Genomic DNA, 2,120 nt, shown 5'->3' on the forward strand with positions numbered 1-2,120 from the left:
CGTAACGTCTTCAAACTTGAAGTCTCCCTTATTCAGATAAAGTTTGTTCTGAGCGGTGTTCCCGGTGAAGTAAACATCCGGCAGGCTGTCATTGTTAAAATCCCCGAGTGCAACGCCGCCGCCATTGTACACATACTCGAATGCGAGGATGTTCATGGTATCGTTTTCGGTGATCCGGTTTGAAAAGTTAATCCCTGTTTCGTCGGTATCCAGTTCGGTAAAAGTTTTAAGGTCCTTTTTACAGGAAATCAGGAACACAGCTAATAAAACAGACAGGATGGAATACTTGGCCGTCATTAATTTCAATGTGGTAAAATGAAGAAGGATTGTCCTAAATTAATAAAGGAGATGGCAAATGAATACCATCTCCTTTTGTTTGTTTGTAAAAAACTGTTAGTAGCCTGGATTCTGGATAAGTACGTCTTTTCCTACAAGGTCAATCTGCTCTTGTGGTACCGGGAGATACTCATTCTTGTTAGGCGTAAACTTCGCTCCACCCAATGCACCGCTCAGTTTTTTGCTTTCGTAAGTCAGGTAAGCATTAATTTCGGTAGCGGCTGTTCCCCAGCGAACCAGGTCGTAGAAGCGGTGACCTTCTCCTGACAATTCAAGTTTGCGCTCAAAACGTACTGCTTTGCGGGCGTCATCCTTGGAAGCCCAGGGAGTTGTATAAAGTCCGATTACGTAGTTCGCTGCATTAGCACCTGCCTTGTTCTTCACAAAGCTTGAAGGAAGCGAAGCTCTTTCGCGTACCATATTGGTGTATTCACGTGCTTTTTCAAGTGAACCAACTTCGATTTCAGCTTCCGCGGCCATTAAAAGTACATCTGCAAAACGGATGATGTTCACGTTGATCGCAGTGTAACCTGGTGTCCAGGAGCTGTTATCTTGCAATGAACCTACATCGGATTTGTAGTAAGCATACTTTTTAGGTGAATATGGTCCTGCATTTGCCTGATTACGGATCCAGTCTGCACCAGGGTGATCGATCCAGTCCAGGTAGGGAATTCCACGACGACCAACCGAGTGATCCAAACGTGGATCCAATGGCCCTGCATCCGGTGTGAATGCTGCATTACTTTTCAAGCCCATATCTGATTTTACTTCATTTGCACCTACGTTGTAGGATCCGTCCAGCAATGGAAGTCCGTTTGCGTTGGTACGGAAAGAGTTAACCAGCTCAAAGCTCGGCGAGAAAAACCCGCAGCAGTTACCTGGACCGTTTGGACCTGTGTTATAAGGCCAGTTAAGGTCGAAGTCAGGGTTTGCATTGTTTACGCTACCTGTATTTGCTGCCGCCTGGATCGCGAATACCGACTCCGAATTGTTATCGTTTGCAGCCTTGAATGCATCCTGGAAGCGTGGTACCAGCGCGTACTTCTTACCATTTGTGGTTTTTCCGTTAGCGATAATCAGATCGTACAAAGCTTTTGCCTCAGCAAACTTCTTCTGATACATATACACTTTTGCAAGATAAGCAGCCGCGCCCCATTTGTTAATCCGGCCTGCTGCTGTTTGCGTTTCAGGCAGGTTTTCATAAGCGAATTTCAGGTCAGCCTCAATCTTTGGATACAGATCAGCTGTATTGGGGACTTTCTCGATACCTGTACCGTAATCTACCGTTTCGTCTACATAAGGTGTATTGTTAAAACCTCTTTTTAGCTCGAAGTAGTAGTGGGCACGCAGGAATCTTGCTTCGCCGCCAATTCTCTTCTTATCCTCATCGGTAACATCTGCCTGCGCGATTCCCAATAATTTCATTACCAGGTTCGCCCGCGCAACTCCTTCGTAGTTACCTTTCCATTTATCAACAATTACACCTTGCGTCGACAAATATTCAAAACGCTGGATCGGGTTGATATCACTGAAATCGCCCGGGTCAGTTCCTTTGTTGGCATCGCCACCGCGGATACTTCCCCAAACCCAGTTACTCGCACTCGCCATCCTGTTCGCACGGCCATTCAATTGTCCGTAAACAGAAACCAGCACACCTTCTATTCCTTTTTTGGTAGAAAGCTGGCCCTCATCAAGCTGGCCGGTTGCCGGGATTTCCAAAAAGCTTTCTTTACACGAGTAGCCGATCAGCATTAGCATGATTAAAACCAGAAGGCCACTCTTTG

2 protein-coding genes are annotated in these 2,120 nt (G+C 46.0%); both read right to left on the reverse strand.

Annotation, left to right across the window (positions count from 1 at the left end; all coding sequences use genetic code 11):
- Positions 1–297: hypothetical protein (locus tag ACTIE6_RS23140; protein WP_439558888.1), on the reverse strand; the 297-nt coding region annotated here is incomplete at its 3' end.
- Positions 298–393: 96 nt separating this feature from the next.
- Entirely contained in the window at positions 394–2,094 is a 1,701-nt protein-coding gene (locus tag ACTIE6_RS23145) for a RagB/SusD family nutrient uptake outer membrane protein (protein WP_439558889.1), read from the reverse strand.
- Positions 2,095–2,120: the final 26 nt, after the last annotated feature.

Source organism: Dyadobacter sp. (genome assembly GCF_051859145.1).
Classification (GTDB): domain Bacteria; phylum Bacteroidota; class Bacteroidia; order Cytophagales; family Spirosomataceae; genus Dyadobacter.

Coding starts and splice junctions, on each gene's coding strand:
- ACTIE6_RS23145 (WP_439558889.1), bottom strand. CDS start 2,094: ATGCTAATGCTGATCGGCTACTCGTGTAAAGAAAGCTTTTTGGAAATC.